This is a genomic window from Massilimicrobiota sp. An105, from assembly GCF_002161155.1.
Lineage (GTDB): Bacteria > Bacillota_I > Bacilli_A > Erysipelotrichales > Coprobacillaceae > Allocoprobacillus > Allocoprobacillus merdigallinarum.
In genome coordinates this window covers 1-1,743 of sequence record NZ_NFLY01000102.1, presented here as the reverse complement: position 1 = coordinate 1,743, position 1,743 = coordinate 1, and the positions used below count along the sequence as shown (strand labels likewise).

2 protein-coding genes are annotated in these 1,743 nt (G+C 28.6%); both read right to left on the bottom strand.

The window, feature by feature from the left end; genetic code table 11:
• A partial coding sequence (deoC, locus tag B5E48_RS13375) for a deoxyribose-phosphate aldolase (protein ID WP_087305634.1) occupies window positions 1-766 on the bottom strand: 766 nt, incomplete at its 3' end.
• Window positions 763-1,569 (bottom strand): sugar phosphate isomerase/epimerase family protein, encoded by an 807-nt coding sequence (locus B5E48_RS13370; RefSeq protein ID WP_239386264.1) that lies wholly within the window; start codon window positions 1,567-1,569, stop codon window positions 763-765. The genes deoC and B5E48_RS13370, both read right to left, overlap by 4 nt.
• Window positions 1,570-1,743: the final 174 nt, after the last annotated feature.

Genomic DNA, 1,743 nt, shown 5'->3' with positions numbered 1-1,743 from the left:
TATTAGAATAACCATCTTCACAGATCTTATCTACAATTTTTTCTACTTCTGGAATTAAATTAACTCCATTTTGATGTTCTGTTCTTACTCTATTTTCATCGAAATTTAACATTTTTGTCCCTCCTTTTATAATTTGAATGGCACTAGTTGCACCAATGACACTTGCTCCTGCTTCAAAAAATTTTTGTGCCTGTTGTAAATGACGGATACCTCCAGATGCTTTGATTTTGACTTCATCTTTTAATATATTTTTCATTAATATAACATCATTTAAATCAGCACCTTTAAAACTTCTTCCTGTTGATGTTTTTAAAAAAGCCGGCTTCACTCTTTTGGCTATTTTACATATCTCTTCCTTTATTTCTTCTCGACCGTCTAATTTACACATTTCAACAATCACTTTTTCTTGTATATTATGTTTTATACAAAATTGATGAATTGTACTCATTTCTTCTTCAATTTTGTCAAGATCACCTTTTTCAACATGATCTTGATTTAAAACGTAATCAATTTCTTGAAAACCATAAGATGCATATGTCTTAAACATTTCTAATTTCTCATTCAAAGTCATTTTTCCTTCAGGAAAATCTATAGCTCCAGCAATAATACAATCTTTATTTTTTAAATAATCTTTAGCATAATCATATTCTTCTTTATTCCTTGCAAATATGCAACGAAATTGATATTGGATAGCTTTATCTAAATAAGTTTGAAAACTATCGTTTTCATCTCTGATATAATCAATTTTTTGACTGATTGATTTCATTTTGGTCTCCATTGATTGAATAATTCTATGCATTTTTGATCTGCTAAATGAGGTTGTTGATAATACATCTGATTAACAATTTCAAAAGAAAGATAGCCTTGATAATCATATTGATGAAGGATATCTAAATCTTCACACATATTTCTATTTCCATCACCCCATGCCATATGTCCTACTGGATTTCCATCCACAAAATGACAATGAATAATTCTAGATCCAAAGGTTTCAAAATAGTCTTTGATTGTCTCGTTAGCTTTTGCCATAGCACCTAAATCTAAACATATTTTTAAATTTTCATGATTAACTAATTCTAAATAATCTTTCAAATCAGAAATTGTGTTTACAAGTAAAGATTCTCTTGGTTGTAATGCTTCTATCGCAAGAGGTATTCCTTGAATTTGTGCATATTCTGCAAGTTTTCTCATCATCTGAGCACTTCTTGTTCTTGCTTCTTCAAGATTTTCTGATAAATATGCCCATCCACTTGTGACAACTACTTGATGGGCATTGAGAAAATGTGCAATATCTATAGCATTTTTAAAATAATGATAGACTCTTTTTTGTTCATCTTCATGTTTTGCTGCCATATTATTTGGTTTAGGGTTTGTTTGTTCAGGACAAACACCAATAATTTTAATATCATATTTTTTTTCTAATTCTTTTAAGATTTGAATATCATCATATTGTTGATAATCTAAATAAAAATGCATTGGTCCACTCCATAATTCTACATTTCTAAAACCATTTTCATGTGCACTTTTAAAAAAATCTTCTAATGTATAAAATCTATGATGACAATTCATTGCTGATACTTCCATAATATTACCTTTCATTTTAGAGAAGATAAAAATCTAACTCTTTCATTAATAATCTAAAGCTTTATAATAACGTCTGATATCAATTGGATGACGTCTACAATGTTCTAAATGTACATTTAATCTCATAAATGCTGATCTCATCATGATTGGTGATAGGAT